The organism is Shewanella sairae (assembly GCF_023283535.1).
Lineage (GTDB): Bacteria > Pseudomonadota > Gammaproteobacteria > Enterobacterales > Shewanellaceae > Shewanella > Shewanella sairae.
In genome coordinates this window covers 1-15,840 of the sequence record NZ_JAKILT010000074.1, presented here as the reverse complement: position 1 = coordinate 15,840, position 15,840 = coordinate 1, and the positions used below count along the sequence as shown (strand labels likewise).

Genomic DNA, 15,840 nt, shown 5'->3' with positions numbered 1-15,840 from the left:
TATTAATTGTAATACCGCGCTCACGCTCTTCTGGAGCGTTATCGATCTGTGCGAAATCACGAACAGTACCACCAAAAGCTTTGGTCAATACAGCTGAGATAGCAGCAGTTAGAGTAGTTTTACCATGGTCAACGTGTCCGATAGTACCAACGTTAACATGCGGTTTTACGCGTTCAAATTTTTCTTTAGCCACGATATATTCCTTTCTTTTCAGAAAATGCTCGGCTTAAAACCGAGCAATAGCAATTAAGTATATCAATAATAGAGTGAGACAGCTTAGCCTCTGGCCTCGATTATTGCTTTAGTAACATTTTGCGGTGCGTCAGAGTACTTCAAAAACTCCATTGAGTATGAAGCACGTCCCTGACTAGCAGAGCGCAAGTCGGTCGCATAACCGAACATTTCAGATAAAGGCACTGTTGCATGCACAAGCTTTACACCTGCGATACCATCATCCATGCCTTCAATAAGGCCACGACGACGGTTTAAGTCTCCGACCACATCACCCATATAATCTTCAGGTGTTGTCACTTCAACTTTCATACAAGGTTCAAGTAAGGCAGGGTCTGCTTCAAGCGCACCCTTTTTAAAGCCCATTGAACCGGCGACTTTAAAGGCCATCTCGTTCGAGTCCACATCATGATATGAACCGTCGTATAGAGTAACCTTTACATCGAGAACAGGGAAGCCAGCTAATACACCGCTCTTCATCTGCTCTTGAATACCTTTATCAACTGCAGGGATGTATTCCTTTGGAACCACACCACCAACAATTTCGTTGACAAATTCGTAGCCAAAACCTTCTTCTTGAGGCTCTAGCTTCAACCAAACGTGACCGAATTGACCTCGACCACCAGATTGACGAACGAACTTACCTTCAACTTCCACAGTTTTGCGGATAGTCTCACGATATGCAACTTGAGGTTTACCTACATTACACTCAACACCAAACTCGCGACGCATACGGTCTACGATGATGTCTAAGTGTAGCTCACCCATACCAGAGATCAGTGTCTGACCTGATTCTTCATCAGTTTCAACACGGAATGACGGATCTTCCATTGCAAGTTTTTGCAATGCCATCCCCATCTTATCTTGGTCAGCCTTAGTTCTAGGCTCAACAGCGATAGTAATTACAGGCTCAGGAAACTCCATGCGCTCAAGAATTACTTTATGATCGATATCGCACAATGTATCGCCAGTAGTCACGTCTTTAAGACCAATAGCAGCAGCGATGTCGCCAGCGCGTACTTCTTTAATCTCTTGACGATCGTTCGCGTGCATTTGCACCATACGACCAATACGCTCACGCTTTTGCTTAACAGAGTTATATACGCCAGCACCCGTTTCCAATACGCCTGAATAAACACGCATAAAGGTTAGAGTACCCACGAATGGGTCTGTTGCAATTTTGAACGCTAATGCTGAGAATGGCGCGTTATCGTCAGCTTGACGAGACGTCTCTTCTTCGTTGTCATCGATGCCCTTAATGGCAGGGACTTCAACTGGAGATGGTAGAAAATCTACCACAGCATCCAAAACCGCTTGCACACCCTTGTTCTTAAATGCAGAACCACAGGTTGCCAATACGATTTCATTGTTCAAAGTACGTAAACGTAACGCCTTTTTGATCTCTTCCTCTGAAAGTTCCCCATCTTCTAGGTACTTTTCCATCAGCTCTTCTGTCGCTTCTGCAGCACTTTCAACCAAATACTCGCGCATTTCTGCTGCTTTCTCGGCTAGGTGCTCAGGAATCGCTTCATAAGTGAAAGTCATGCCCTGATCTTCTTCAGACCAGTTAATGGCTTTCATTTTGATCAAATCGACGACACCATTGAAATCCTCTTCTGCACCAATATTCAATTGAATAGGTACACAAGTCGCACCAAGGCGATTACGGATCTGGTCAACAACACTGTCAAAGTTTGCACCTGCGCGGTCCATCTTATTGACGAACACTAAGCGCGGTACATGATACTTATCAGCTTGTCGCCAAACAGTCTCAGATTGAGGTTCTACCCCTGATGAGCCACAAAAAACAACGACGGCACCATCTAGTACTCGCAAAGAACGCTCTACTTCAATCGTGAAGTCAACGTGACCTGGAGTGTCGATGATGTTAATGCGGTGCTCAGTGAACTGCGCATCCATTCCGCGCCAGAAAGTAGTCGTTGCGGCTGAGGTGATGGTAATACCACGCTCCTGCTCCTGCTCCATCCAATCCATGGTGGCTGCGCCATCATGAACTTCACCGATCTTATGAGATAAGCCAGTGTAGAAAAGAACACGTTCAGTGGTAGTGGTTTTACCAGCGTCAACATGAGCACAAATACCGATATTACGGTAGCGCTCAATTGGAGTTGTACGAGCCACGATTTATACCCTCTTAGCTAAATCTGAGTGTTAGCAATGCAAGTAAGGCGTGGGTCAATGCCCACGCCAAGATATTACCAGCGGTAATGAGCAAACGCTTTGTTTGCTTCTGCCATACGATGCACGTCTTCGCGCTTCTTAACAGCAGTACCTTTGTTTTCAGATGCGTCTAACATTTCACCTGCTAGACGTAAAGCCATAGATTTTTCACCACGCTTACGTGCAGCTTCAACTAACCAGCGCATCGCTAGTGCGTTACGACGCACTGGACGAACTTCACATGGTACCTGGTAAGTAGAACCACCAACACGACGAGATTTAACCTCGACTGATGGACGTACGTTGTCCAGGGCTGCTTCAAGGATTACTAAATGATCTTCGCCTTTCTTTTCAGACGCAGTATCTAGTGCCTTGTAAATAATTTTTTCTGCAGTCGACTTTTTGCCGTCCTGCATAATGACGTTGATGAACTTAGCCAGCAACTCACTTTTGAACTTTGGATCTGGTAGGATTTTACGTTGTCCTACAACGCGACGTCTTGGCATAACAATTTCTCCGTATGCTTCAGGGACCCCAAAACTGGAATCTCAATAAAAACTAGCTTGGCCTTACTTAACGGAAAACGTTAAGACTTAGGACGCTTAGCACCGTACTTAGAACGACCTTGACGACGTTCACTTACACCAGCACAGTCTAATGCGCCGCGTACAGTGTGGTAACGCACACCCGGTAAGTCTTTTACACGACCGCCACGGATTAGAATTACGCTGTGTTCCTGCAGGTTGTGGCCTTCACCGCCGATGTACGAAGTAACTTCGAAACCGTTAGTTAGACGCACACGAGCTACTTTACGTAGTGCAGAGTTAGGTTTTTTTGGTGTAGTAGTGTATACGCGAGTACAAACACCACGTTTTTGTGGACACGCAGCTAGCGCAGGTACGTTAGTCTTTTCGACTTTCGGTGCGCGAGGCTTACGTACCAACTGGTTTACAGTTGCCATGTATAGCTCCGAATCAGTTGACTAAATCAACAGTAAGGTGTGAAAAATCTATATCCCACAAGTGTGGGACGCGAAATTTTAGAAGTGTATGGTCTATCTGTCAAGAAATAGACAACTTTTAACCGATTTAAAGTAAAAAAAAGGCGCTAAAAGCGCCTTTTTTACAATCTATTTACTTTTTAGCACCGAATTAATCGTTACTACCAGCTAGATTTAGTAGATCTGCAAGGTTCTGCTCAGCTTCGCTTGCACTAATCACTGGTGCTTCTTCAGCAGCAGGTTTAACTGCAGCTTCAGCACGCTTCTGGTGGTATGAGTAACCTGTACCAGCAGGGATTAGACGACCAACAATTACGTTCTCTTTCAAGCCACGTAACTTATCGCTCTTACCGCCAACAGCAGCTTCAGTAAGAACACGAGTGGTCTCCTGGAACGATGCTGCAGAGATGAACGATTCAGTCGCTAGAGACGCCTTAGTAATACCAAGAAGCTCGCGCTCGAATGTAGCAGGCTGCTTACCTTGTGCTTCAAGTTCGCGGTTAGCGATCTTCACACGTGATACTTCAGCTTGTTCACCCGGTAGGAATTCACTGTCACCAGCGTCTACGATTTCACACTTACGCAGCATCTGGCGAATGATCACCTCAATGTGCTTATCGTTAATCTTAACGCCCTGTAGACGGTAAACGTCCTGTACTTCATTCACGATGTAGTTAGCCACATTGTGGATACCACGTAGACGTAGAATGTCGTGAGCTGCTTCTGGACCATCAGCAATAACTTCACCGCGTTCAACTTTTTCACCTTCGAACACGTTAAGGTTACGCCACTTAGGAATCATCTCTTCATAGTGCTCGCCGCCATCAGCTGGAGTAATCACTAGACGACGCTTACCTTTGGTTTCTTTACCGAACGAGATAGTACCCGATACTTCAGCAAGAATTGCAGGCTCTTTTGGCTTACGCGCTTCGAACAAGTCAGCTACGCGTGGCAGACCACCGGTAATATCGCGAGTCTTCGAAGATTCTTGAGGAATACGTGCTAATGCATCACCAACGTTAATTGGTGCGTTATCGTCAAGATTCACAATCGCGTGACCAGGCAAGAAGTATTGCGCCGGTACTTCAGTACCAGGGATCATCAAGTCGCCACCATCAGCAGCAACAAGACGGATCATAGGACGCATCTCTTTACCAGCTGTAGGACGTTGACCAACTTCAAGTACTACGATTGAAGACAGACCGGTTAGTTCGTCTGTTTGACGTGTCATAGTGACACCTTCAATCATATCTACGAACTTAATACTACCTGCTACTTCGGTAATAATTGGGTGAGTATGCGGATCCCACTTAGCGATAATCTCGCCAGCAGCAACGCCGTCATCTTCCAATTTCTCAAGTACGGTACCGTAAGGAACCTTGTAACGCTCTTTCTCACGACCTAGCTCATCAATAATGGCTAGTTCAGAAGAACGCGATACGATTACAAGCTTACCGTTACTGTTAGTTACATACTTAGCGTTGTGTAACTTAAGCGTACCTGAGTTCTTAACTTGAACGTTGTTCTCTGCTGAAGCTCGAGATGCCGCACCACCGATGTGGAAAGTACGCATCGTAAGCTGTGTTCCTGGCTCACCAATTGACTGAGCAGCAACAACACCAATTGCTTCACCTTGGTTAATGATATGACCACGAGCCAAATCACGACCGTAACAAGCTTTACACACACCGAAGTCTGTATCACAGCTAATTACTGAGCGAACAATCATTTCATCGATAGAGTTGTCTTCGATGATGTCACACCATGCTTCGTCAAGAAGCGTGTTACGCGACACAAGCACTTCTTCAGTACCAGGCTTTAACACATCTTGTGCAACAACACGACCAAGAACACGCTCACGTAACGGCTCAACTACATCACCACCTTCAATAAGCGGTTTCATAGTTAGACCTTCGTAAGTGCCACAGTCGTCTTCAATAACAACTAAATCTTGCGCAACGTCTACTAGACGACGAGTCAGGTAACCAGAGTTAGCTGTCTTCAATGCCGTATCCGCAAGACCCTTACGCGCACCGTGAGTAGAAATAAAGTACTGAGATACGTTTAGACCTTCACGGAAGTTAGCCACAATTGGCGTTTCGATGATTGAGCCATCTGGCTTAGCCATCAGACCACGCATACCGGCCAACTGACGAATCTGTGCAGCACTACCACGAGCGCCTGAGTCGGCCATCATGTAGATGCTGTTGAACGATTCTTGTTGTTCCTCTTCGCCATCACGGTTAATCACTGTCTCTTTAGACAGGTTTTCCATCATCGCTTTAGAAACTTTTTCGTTCGCGCTTGCCCAGATATCGATTACTTTGTTGTAACGCTCACCGGCTGTTACTAGACCAGATTGGAACTGCTCTTGAATTTCAAGAACTTCCGCTTCAGCATCCGCAACTAGCGTGTACTTAAGATCTGGAATAACCATATCGTCGATACCTACAGAGGCACCCGAAATAGTTGCAAAGTGGAAACCTGTGTACATCAATTGGTCAGCAAAGATAACGGTATCTTTAAGACCTAGTTGACGGTAACAAGTGTTCAATAGCTTAGAGATCTGCTTCTTACCCATGTTTTGGTTAACCAAATCATAAGAAAGACCTTTTGGCAGGATCTGTGAAAGCAATGCACGACCAACGGTTGTATCAACAACGCGACGTGTTTTAACTTTTTCGCCAGCTTCGTTCGTCGTTGTTTCCGTAATACGTACTTTAACGCGAGCGTGTAGCTCAGCCACACCTGTGCGGTAAGCTTTTTCAGCTTCAGCCACATCAGCGAATGCCATGCCTTCACCCTTGCCGTTGATACGCTCACGGCTAGTGTAGTAAAGACCCAATACAACGTCCTGTGATGGTGTAATCACTGGTTCACCGTTTGCAGGTGAAAGGATGTTGTTGGTAGACATCATTAGTGAACGTGCTTCTAACTGCGCTTCAAGCGTTAGTGGCACGTGAACAGCCATTTGGTCACCGTCGAAGTCGGCGTTGTATGCCGCACAAACCAATGGGTGAAGCTGAATCGCTTTACCTTCGATTAGTACTGGCTCAAACGCCTGGATACCTAGTCTGTGCAGTGTTGGTGCACGGTTAAGCATCACTGGGTGTTCGCGGATCACGTCATCTAGCACGTCCCAAACTTCTGGTACTTCGCGCTCAACCATCTTCTTAGCAGCTTTAATAGTTGTAGCTAAGCCACGACCTTCTAGCTTGCCATAGATGAATGGCTTGAATAGCTCAAGTGCCATCTTCTTAGGAAGACCACACTGGTGTAGACGTAAAGTTGGACCTACGGTAATTACCGAACGACCAGAATAGTCAACACGCTTACCTAGCAAGTTCTGACGGAAACGACCTTGCTTACCTTTGATCATATCGGCCAAAGATTTAAGCGGACGCTTGTTAGAACCTGTAATAGCACGGCCACGACGACCGTTATCTAATAGCGCATCAACAGACTCTTGCAACATACGCTTTTCGTTGCGCACGATGATATCTGGAGCAGCTAGATCTAACAGACGCTTTAGACGGTTGTTACGGTTGATTACACGACGGTAAAGGTCGTTCAAATCAGACGTAGCAAAACGTCCGCCATCTAGTGGCACTAGAGGACGTAGATCTGGTGGCAGAACCGGTAGCACTTTAAGGATCATCCACTCAGGCTTGTTACCTGAAGTGAAGAATGCCTCAATAAGCTTAAGACGCTTAGTGATCTTTTTACGACGAGTCTCAGAATTGATAGATGGCAATTCTTCGCGCATCATTTCAATTTCTTTCTCAAGATCGATAGCACGTAGCAATTCTAGAACTGCTTCAGCACCCATCTTAGCTTCGAATTCATCACCGTACTCTTCCAATGCATCCAGATAGTTTTCTTCTGTTAGCATTTGGCCGCGTTCAAGACTGGTCATGCCAGGCTCGATTACCACGAAAGATTCGAAGTAAAGTACACGTTCGATATCACGAAGAGTCATGTCTAGCATCAAACCGATACGAGACGGAAGTGACTTCAAGAACCAAATGTGTGCAACTGGGCTAGCAAGATCGATGTGACCCATACGCTCACGACGTACTTTAGTCTGTGTAACTTCAACGCCACACTTTTCACAGATCACACCACGGTGCTTAAGACGCTTATACTTACCGCATAAACATTCGTAATCTTTTACTGGACCAAAAATACGCGCACAGAACAAACCTTCACGCTCAGGCTTGAATGTACGGTAGTTAATGGTTTCTGGCTTCTTAACTTCACCAAAAGACCAAGAGCGGATTAGATCTGGCGACGCTAGGCCGATCTTAATACCTTCAAATTCTTCAGTCTTGCTTTGCTGTTTCAGAAACTTTAATAAGTCTTTCACGTTTCTCTCCTGAAGGAGTTAAACCGGGTGCCCTGCAAATGCAGAGCACCAATTTCTTTTGCCATAGAGGCAGTAACCAAGTGTTACTTTTGATCCAGCTCGATATTAATACCGAGTGAACGGATCTCTTTCAACAATACGTTGAAAGATTCAGGCATACCTGGTTGCATCTGATGGTTACCGTCGACGATGTTCTTATACATCTGAGTACGACCGTTCACATCGTCCGACTTAACGGTTAGCATTTCCTGAAGTGTATATGCTGCACCGTAAGCTTCAAGTGCCCATACTTCCATCTCACCGAAACGCTGACCACCGAACTGAGCTTTACCACCCAATGGTTGCTGAGTAACAAGACTGTACGAACCGGTAGAACGGGCGTGCATCTTATCGTCAACCAAGTGGTTAAGTTTTAGCATATACATGTAACCAACGGTTACTTTACGCTCAAACTCATTACCAGTACGACCATCACACAGAGTCAACTGACCTGATTGTGGTAGACCTGCAAGCTCAAGCATCTGCTTGATCTCTTTCTCTTTGGCACCATCAAACGCAGGTGTTGCAATTGGAACACCGCCTTTTAGGTTTTTAGCAAGACGCAAGATCTCATCATCAGTAAATGTATCGATGTCTACGCGCTGCTGCACTTCGTCACCTAAGTCATAAACTTGCTTGATGTATCCGCGAAGTTCTGCCAATTCGCGCTGCTCTTCTAGCATTTCGGTAATACGATTACCGATGCCTTTCGCTGCAGCACCCATATGAACTTCAAGTACCTGACCGATGTTCATACGTGAAGGTACACCTAGTGGGTTCAATACGATGTCCACTGGATCGCCTTTTTCGTCGTATGGCATGTCTTCAATAGGACAAATCTTAGAGATTACACCCTTGTTACCATGACGACCCGCCATCTTATCACCAGGCTGGATAGTACGCTTAACCGCTAGGTAAACCTTAACGATCTTTAGTACACCAGGTGCTAAGTCATCACCTTGAGTGATCTTACGGCGTTTGATTTCAAACTTTTTATCGAAATCGGCTTTTAGCTCTTCCGCTTGCTCAGCTAGCTGTTCTAGCTCAGTTTGCTTCGCTTCGTCATCGATTGTTTGAATCAATAACTGTGAGCGTGGAATTGCATTAAGTTGCGCTTCATCGAAACCAGCACCTAGTAATAGGTTGCGAGCACGACCAAGAACACCTTCTTCAAGAATTTGGAACTCTTCAGTCAAATCCTTCTTCGCCTGAGCGATATGCATCTCTTCGATTTCTACAGCACGCTTGTCTTTCTCAACGCCGTCACGAGTAAATACTTGTACGTCGATGATAGTACCTTTAACAGAGTTAGGTACACGTAGTGAGCTGTCTTTAACGTCAGAGGCTTTCTCGCCGAAGATTGCACGGAGAAGTTTCTCTTCTGGAGTCAGCTGAGTTTCACCTTTAGGTGTTACTTTACCAACTAGGATGTCGCCACCCTTAACTTCTGCACCGATATAAACGATACCTGATTCGTCAAGCTTAGAAAGCGCAGACTCACCAACGTTTGGAATATCAGCAGTGATCTCTTCACTACCCAACTTAGTATCACGAGCAATACATGAAAGCTCCTGAATGTGGATAGTTGTGAAACGGTCTTCTTGAGCTACACGCTCAGAAATCAAAATCGAGTCTTCGAAGTTGTAACCATTCCAAGGCATGAACGCGATGCGCATGTTCTGACCAAGAGCCAAATCACCTAAATCGGTAGATGGACCATCAGCAAGTACGTCGCCACGAACGACTGGGTCACCAACAGAACAACAAGGACGTTGGTTAATACAAGTGTTCTGGTTCGAACGCGTGTATTTAGTCAAGTTGTAGATGTCGATACCCGCTTCGCCTGGAGTCAGCTCAGCTTCGTTAACTTTAACAACGATGCGGCTTGCGTCTACGTAGTCAACATAACCACCACGCTTAGCAGCAACAACCACGCCAGAGTCAACAGCAAGTGTACGCTCAATACCAGTACCAACTAATGGCTTATCAGCCTTTAGTGTAGGAACTGCCTGACGTTGCATGTTCGCACCCATCAATGCACGGTTCGCGTCATCGTGTTCTAGGAACGGAATTAGTGATGCCGCAACAGAAATAATCTGTTGTGGTGATACGTCCATATACTGGATGTCAGATGCACCCATGAACGTTGAATCACCTTTATGACGACAAGCAATTAGCTCGTCCATCATGCGGTTGTTTTCATCTAATTCTACGTTTGCCTGAGCAATAACGTAACGGCCTTCTTCGATTGCTGATAAGTAATCTACTTCTTCAGTAACCACGCCATCGATTACCTTACGGTAAGGCGTTTCTAAGAAACCATAGTTGTTAGTACGCGCAAAGGTTGACAACGAGTTGATCAAACCAATGTTTGGACCTTCTGGCGTTTCGATTGGACATAGACGACCGTAGTGAGTCGGGTGTACGTCTCGAACTTCGAAACCAGCACGTTCACGTGTTAGACCACCAGGACCTAGAGCAGAAATACGACGCTTATGCGTTACTTCTGACAATGGGTTGTTTTGGTCCATGAACTGTGAAAGCTGTGAAGAGCCAAAGAATTCTTTAACAGCAGCAGAAATTGGCTTAGCGTTGATCAAGTCCTGAGGCATAAGCTCATTCAGATCGCCAAGGCTTAAACGCTCACGCACGGCACGTTCTACACGAACTAGACCTACACGGAACTGGTTTTCAGCCATTTCACCAACACTACGGATACGACGGTTACCTAGGTGATCGATATCATCTACTTCGTCCAAACCATTACGGATGGCGATGATGTTCTTCATCACGGCAACGATATCTTCTTTCGAAAGGATACCCGTACCTTCGTCGTCATCAATGCTTAGACGACGGTTGAACTTCATACGACCTACTTTAGATAGATCATAACGCTCTTCACTGAAGAACAAGTTCTGGAATAGTGCTTCTGCAGCATCTTTGGTTGGTGGTTCACCAGGACGCATCATACGGTAGATTTCAACTAGCGCTTCTAGGCGGTTAGTTGTTGAATCAATACGCAGAGTGTCAGAGATGTAAGCACCGTTATCAAGTTCGTTGATATACAGCGTGCTGATCTCTTTGATGCCAGCCATAGATAGCTTAGCTAAATCTTCTAAGCTGATCTCTGCGTTAGCAGAAACCAATACTTCGCCTGTATCTGGATCAATGTAATCTTGACCAGAAATCTTACCAGAGATGTACTCTACTGGTACTTCAAGCTCAGTTGTGTTTGACTTTTCAAGTTGACGAATGTGACGTGCAGTGATGCGACGACCTTTCTCAACTAATACTGTGCCGTCAGCGTCTTTAATGTCATAACTTGCAGTTTCGCCACGAAGACGGTCTGCAACAAGATCCATTACTAATGAATCTTTCTTGATCTTAAAGTTAACGCGATCGAAGAACAGGTCAAGGATATCTTGAGTTGAATAATCTAGCGCGCGCAGAATGATCGAAGCCGCTAGTTTACGACGACGGTCAATACGTACGAATAATGCGTCTTTAGGATCGAATTCAAAGTCTAACCAAGAACCACGGTAAGGAATAATACGTGCGTTATACAGCACCTTACCTGAAGAGTGGGTTTTACCACGGTCATGATCAAAGAATACGCCTGGGCTACGGTGTAGCTGAGACACGATTACACGCTCAGTACCATTGATAACAAAGGTACCGTTGTCAGTCATAAGAGGGATATCCCCCATATAGACTTCTTGTTCTTTAATGTCTTTTACTGTGCCAGGTGCAGCTTCACGGTCATACAGAACCATACGCAATTTAACGCGTAGAGGTGCAGAGTATGTAACACCGCGGATTTGACACTCTTTCACATCAAAAACTGGCTCGCCTAGCTTGTAGCTGACATATTGCAGCTCCGAATTACCAGAAAAGCTCTTGATGGGAAAAACGCTACGGAAAGCAGCTTCAAAGCCACGCTCACCAGTAGGATCTTGATCGGTGAACTTCTTAAAAGAGTCCAACTGGATTGACAAAAGGTAAGGGATGTCTAAAACACGTTGACGTTTACCAAAGTCTTTGCGAATACGCTTCTTTTCAGAATAGGAGTAAACCATGGGTTTCCTCTGATTGCGAGATGTGACCAAGTCTGAATCAACCTAATGTTGAAACAGCGCGTTTGCCCATCACCGTTGAAAGCAAGAACCCAACCAGTAATCTCTGCTAGGAACTGCGAAATCTGGCGATAAACGGTGAAAAAAAAATCGCCTGCGCTTACAGCGCAAAAAAGGCCGACGGTTAAAAAACCGCCAGCCTCCGCCCGATTACTCGGGAGGTTGTAAGTTAAAGTATAACTTACTTGATCTCTACTGCAGCACCAGCCGCTTCTAGATCAGTCTTAAGAGCTTCAGCTTCTTCTTTAGAGATAGCTTCTTTAACTGCTACTGGAGCAGATTCAGCCATAGCTTTAGCTTCTTTCAGGCCTAGACCTGTAGCGCCACGAAGAGCTTTAATTACAGCAACTTTGTTGTCGCCGTGAGAAGTAAGAACTACGTCGAATTCTGTTTTCTCTTCAGCAGCAGCAGCATCGCCACCACCTGAAACAACTGCAGCAGCAGCAGAAACGCCGAACTTCTCTTCCATTGCTTCGATTAGTTCAACAACTTCCATTACAGACATTGCTGCAAGAGCTTCTAAAATTTGGTCTTTAGTGATAGACATAACAAAAATTCCTAATTGTACTGAATTCAATTTTAATTAAGCGGCTAATAAAATTATTAAGCTGCTTCTTTCTGATCGCGTAAAGCGGCCAATGTACGAACGAACTTGCCAGCAGATGCTTCTTTTAGAGTCATCATGAACTGAGCTAGTGCTTCTTCGTAAGTTGGTAGTTTTGCTAAACGATCAATATTTTCTGCAGGGATTAATTCCCCTTCAAAGGCTGCTGCTTTGATTTCAAATTTCTCTTGCGCTTTAGCGAAATCTTTAAGAAGACGCGCAGCAGCACCTGGGTGCTCAGAAGAGAATGCAATCAAAGTAGGACCAGTAAACGTATCGCTTAGGCACTCAAAATCAGTACCAGCAACAGCACGCTTAACTAGAGTGTTACGTACAACACGAATGTACACTCCAGCTTCACGAGCTGCTTTACGAAGTCCGGTCATATTAGCTACAGTTACACCGCGTGAATCGGCTACAACTGCAGATAAAGCACCTTTGGCAGCTTCGTTGACTTCAGCAACAATCGCTTTTTTGTCTTCGAGTCCTAACGCCATTGGTATACTCCTGGATTCTATCTAGGGAAAACTCCCTAGCAATTACCATGCTAAATATCATAGATACCTAGCGACTTACGGCGCGAAAAATTCCAGCAGACAAAAATCAATCTGGGGTCCGACACCGTCTACGCAGGAAATTAAGTTAATCTTTTGACTAACACCTACGGTCTTGGACGGAGGCCACTCGTTAACCAAAAAGGTTAATCCATAGCCCCAACCCTACAAAGTGCGCGCATTATAGACTAACGCGCGAGCTTTGTAAATTTACTTTGCGTCTTCCAGAGAACCCTGGTCAACCGCAACACCTGCACCCATAGTGGTAGAGATGCTTACTTTCTTAATGAAAACGCCTTTAGCAGCAGCTGGCTTAGCTTTCTTAAGCGCGCCAATTAGTGCTTCTAAGTTTTCTTTAAGTTGAGCTGGTTCGAAGTCCACTTTACCGATAGTAGTGTGGATGATACCGTTCTTATCGTTACGGTAGCGTACTTGACCCGCTTTAGCGTTCTTAACTGCTTCAGCAACGTTTGGCGTTACAGTACCAGTTTTTGGGTTAGGCATAAGACCACGTGGGCCTAAGATTTGACCTAACATACCAACAACGCGCATTGCATCTGGAGATGCGATAACTACGTCGAAGTTCATTTCGCCAGCTTTGATCTGTGCAGCAAGCTCGTCCATACCAACAAGCTCAGCGCCAGCTTCTTTAGCAGCTTCAGCGTTAGCACCTTGAGTGAACACAGCAACACGTACTTCACGACCAGTACCGTGTGGTAGCACAGTAGCGCCACGAACGTTTTGGTCAGATTTACGTGGGTCAACACCTAGGTTAACTGCAACGTCAACACTTTCTAGGAACTTAGCAGTAGCTAGCTCTTTAAGAAGTGCAACAGCTTCATTGATGTCGTAGCTTTTAGTCGCTTCAACTTTCTCGCGAATTAGACGAGCGCGTTTAGTTAGCTTTGCCATTATATTAGTCCTCTACTACCAAACCCATTGAACGCGCAGTACCTTCAATTGAGCGAGTCATCGCTTCAATATCAGCACCAGTCATATCAGCGGCTTTAGTCTCAGCAATTTCCTGGACAGCGCTACGCTTGATAGTTCCCACTTTTTCAGTGTTAGGACGGCCAGAACCTGATTTCAGACCTGCTGCTTTAAGCAGTAGGAAAGACGCAGGTGGAGTCTTAGTTTCGAAAGTGAAAGAGCGATCAGAGTAAACAGTGATAACTACAGGAATTGGCATACCTTTCTCGAACTTTTCAGTACGAGCGTTGAATGCTTTACAGAATTCCATGATGTTAACACCTTTCTGGCCCAATGCAGGACCTACTGGTGGCGACGGGTTTGCAGCACCGGCTGCTACTTGCAGTTTGATGTAACCATCAACTTTCTTTGCCATGAGACATTTTCCTCAAGTTTGGGTTCAAACGCTATCAGCACTATGCTGAACAGCTCCCCGAAAAATATGGGAGCGAATTATATATAAATTCGCTCCCATTTCCAAATAATATTTGTGCTTTATTTAATCAGCTTTTTTCAATCTGACTAAAATCAAGTTCTACTGGTGTTGAACGACCGAAGATCATTACAGAAACCTTAACGCGGTTCTTCTCATAATCCACTTCTTCAACAGTACCGTTAAAGTCAGCAAATGGTCCGTCAGTAACACGAACAACTTCACCAGCTTCAAACATAACGCGGTGCGTTGGAGACTCAGTAGTTTCTTGTAGACGCTGTAAAATTGCATCAGCTTCTTTATCAGAAATAGGCGCAGGACGATCAGACGTACCACCGATGAAGCCCATTACACGAGGGATACTTTTAACCAAGTGCCAGCTTTCATCATTCATTTCCATCTGTACTAATACATAGCCAGGGAAAAATTTACGTTCGCTCTTACGACGTTGGCCTGCACGCATTTCAACTACTTCTTCAGTAGGAACAAGAACCTCACCAAAGTAAGCTTCCATTTCGTGCATTCTGATATGTTCAAGCAAGGTTTTGCATACACGACCTTCATAGCCGGAAAACGCTTGAATAACATACCATCTTTTTTTAGCTTCAGTAGCTTCAGTCATACTTAATGCCTATACGCCTGTAATAAAATTAACAATTCTAAGCAATACTGCATCTAGGCCCCAAAGGATTAAACCTAAAACGGCTGTTGCAGCTAATACAATAAAAGTTGTATTGAGTGCTTCTTGACGCGTAGGCCAAACCACTTTACGAACTTCAATCTGTGATTCACGAGCAAAAGTTAAAGCTTGCTTGCCTTTTTCTGTTTGCAGCGCGATGAAACCAGCGATAGCAAAAGTCACGACAACACCTAAGGCGCGCACAACAACACTTGCTTCATTAAAATATTGATTGCCAATAATTGCAGCAGCCAACAAGACTACGACTAGGCCCCACTTTACGATATCCAGAGAGTTACCCTGGCTTTCAGTATTTGTTGTCATCGGTTAATTCCGTTACTCACTACGATCTGAGTCAAGTGATACTATTAAAAATAGCATTTTGCTCAGTGAAAAATTCAGTCAGACTCGCTATCCGAACTGGCGACCGCTCAATATACTTAGATAAAGTATAATCAACGACTCAAAAATCGGTCATAGATTGTATTCTTATTCCACTTATTTGGCAAGAATACATAGCGCAGCTTAACTAACAAATTCAACCAAAATGCAATAAAAACAAAAAAGGCAGCCTAAGCTGCCTTTTTCAGTATCGAGTTAAGACCCGTTGCTAATTAAGCAACGATCTCAGCTACAACACCAGCACCAACT

General features: G+C 44.9%; 12 protein-coding genes. All 12 read right to left on the bottom strand.

The annotated features are described in order from the left end of the window. Positions 1 to 193, bottom strand: a 193-nt coding sequence (locus tag L2748_RS21190; protein ID WP_248957735.1) for a GTP-binding protein, incomplete at its 3' end; no start/stop codon positions are given. A gap of 83 nt (positions 194 to 276) precedes the next feature. Next, positions 277 to 2,373, bottom strand: coding sequence for an elongation factor G (fusA, locus tag L2748_RS21185; protein ID WP_220781333.1), 2,097 nt, complete (start codon positions 2,371 to 2,373; stop codon positions 277 to 279). 74 nt (positions 2,374 to 2,447) lie between these two features. Beyond that, positions 2,448 to 2,918 carry a 30S ribosomal protein S7 gene (gene rpsG / locus L2748_RS21180; RefSeq protein ID WP_012153455.1) on the bottom strand — a complete coding sequence of 157 codons (471 nt, stop codon included), beginning with the start codon at positions 2,916 to 2,918 and terminating at the stop codon, positions 2,448 to 2,450. 80 nt (positions 2,919 to 2,998) lie between these two features. Next, positions 2,999 to 3,373, bottom strand: a complete 375-nt coding sequence (gene rpsL / locus L2748_RS21175; RefSeq protein ID WP_028774714.1) for a 30S ribosomal protein S12 — start codon at positions 3,371 to 3,373, stop codon at positions 2,999 to 3,001. 190 nt (positions 3,374 to 3,563) lie between these two features. Beyond that, positions 3,564 to 7,778 (bottom strand): DNA-directed RNA polymerase subunit beta', encoded by a 4,215-nt coding sequence (rpoC, locus tag L2748_RS21170; RefSeq protein ID WP_220781334.1) that lies wholly within the window; start codon positions 7,776 to 7,778, stop codon positions 3,564 to 3,566. 83 nt (positions 7,779 to 7,861) lie between these two features. After that, a complete protein-coding gene (rpoB, locus tag L2748_RS21165; protein ID WP_220781335.1) occupies positions 7,862 to 11,893 on the bottom strand; it encodes a DNA-directed RNA polymerase subunit beta in 4,032 nt (1,343 codons plus the stop codon). 238 nt (positions 11,894 to 12,131) lie between these two features. Beyond that, entirely contained in the window at positions 12,132 to 12,497 is a 366-nt protein-coding gene (gene rplL / locus L2748_RS21160) for a 50S ribosomal protein L7/L12 (protein WP_220781336.1), read from the bottom strand. Positions 12,498 to 12,553: 56 nt separating this feature from the next. Continuing rightward, positions 12,554 to 13,051, bottom strand: coding sequence for a 50S ribosomal protein L10 (rplJ, locus tag L2748_RS21155; RefSeq protein WP_012153450.1), 498 nt, complete (start codon positions 13,049 to 13,051; stop codon positions 12,554 to 12,556). 267 nt (positions 13,052 to 13,318) lie between these two features. Beyond that, on the bottom strand, positions 13,319 to 14,020 hold the full coding sequence (gene rplA / locus L2748_RS21150) for a 50S ribosomal protein L1 (protein ID WP_220781337.1): 702 nt from the start codon (positions 14,018 to 14,020) through the stop codon (positions 13,319 to 13,321). A gap of 4 nt (positions 14,021 to 14,024) precedes the next feature. Next, positions 14,025 to 14,453: a 50S ribosomal protein L11 gene (gene rplK, locus L2748_RS21145; RefSeq protein WP_012153448.1), complete on the bottom strand. Its 429-nt coding sequence runs from the start codon at positions 14,451 to 14,453 to the stop codon at positions 14,025 to 14,027. Positions 14,454 to 14,580: 127 nt separating this feature from the next. After that, entirely contained in the window at positions 14,581 to 15,132 is a 552-nt protein-coding gene (gene nusG / locus L2748_RS21140) for a transcription termination/antitermination protein NusG (protein ID WP_220781338.1), read from the bottom strand. A gap of 9 nt (positions 15,133 to 15,141) precedes the next feature. After that, positions 15,142 to 15,513 (bottom strand): preprotein translocase subunit SecE, encoded by a 372-nt coding sequence (gene secE / locus L2748_RS21135; protein ID WP_220781339.1) that lies wholly within the window; start codon positions 15,511 to 15,513, stop codon positions 15,142 to 15,144. Between the last annotated feature and the right edge of the window lie 327 nt (positions 15,514 to 15,840).

What these genes read in the sequence shown, in the direction of transcription:
- secE (WP_220781339.1), bottom strand. Translation starts at nt 15,513, where the DNA reads ATGACAACAAATACTGAAAGCCAGGGTAACTCTCTGGATATCGTAAAG.
- rplJ (WP_012153450.1), bottom strand. Translation starts at nt 13,051, where the DNA reads ATGGCGTTAGGACTCGAAGACAAAAAAGCGATTGTTGCTGAAGTCAAC.
- rpoB (WP_220781335.1), bottom strand. Translation starts at nt 11,893, where the DNA reads ATGGTTTACTCCTATTCTGAAAAGAAGCGTATTCGCAAAGACTTTGGT.
- rplK (WP_012153448.1), bottom strand. Translation starts at nt 14,453, where the DNA reads ATGGCAAAGAAAGTTGATGGTTACATCAAACTGCAAGTAGCAGCCGGT.
- rplA (WP_220781337.1), bottom strand. Translation starts at nt 14,020, where the DNA reads ATGGCAAAGCTAACTAAACGCGCTCGTCTAATTCGCGAGAAAGTTGAA.
- rpsG (WP_012153455.1), bottom strand. Translation starts at nt 2,918, where the DNA reads ATGCCAAGACGTCGCGTTGTAGGACAACGTAAAATCCTACCAGATCCA.
- rplL (WP_220781336.1), bottom strand. Translation starts at nt 12,497, where the DNA reads ATGTCTATCACTAAAGACCAAATTTTAGAAGCTCTTGCAGCAATGTCT.
- nusG (WP_220781338.1), bottom strand. Translation starts at nt 15,132, where the DNA reads ATGACTGAAGCTACTGAAGCTAAAAAAAGATGGTATGTTATTCAAGCG.
- rpsL (WP_028774714.1), bottom strand. Translation starts at nt 3,373, where the DNA reads ATGGCAACTGTAAACCAGTTGGTACGTAAGCCTCGCGCACCGAAAGTC.